This is a genomic window from Streptomyces wedmorensis (assembly GCF_000716445.1).
GTDB lineage: Bacteria > Actinomycetota > Actinomycetes > Streptomycetales > Streptomycetaceae > Streptomyces > Streptomyces wedmorensis.
In genome coordinates, this window is record NZ_JNWK01000211.1 from 1 (window position 1) to 260 (window position 260).

Here is a 260-nt window from a genome sequence, read left to right on the forward strand (position 1 = left end):
CGCCACGGTCCTGGCCGTCCTGGGCGGCTACGCCCTGGCGAAGTACGACTTCCCCGGCCGCAAGGCCGTCTTCGCCGTCGTCATCGGCGCCGTCGCCGTCCCCGGCACCGCGCTCGCGGTCCCCACCTTCCTGATGTTCAGCAACATGGGCCTGACCAACCCCCCCTGGGCCGTGATCATCCCCTCCCTCATCTCACCCTTCGGCCTCTACCTGATGTGGGTCTTCGCCGCCGAAGCCGTCCCCACCGAACTCCTCGAAG

General features: G+C 69.2%; 1 pseudogene. It reads left to right on the forward strand.

The features are described from left to right. Positions 1 to 260, forward strand: a pseudogene (locus tag OO54_RS41140) (carbohydrate ABC transporter permease); the annotation flags it as partial.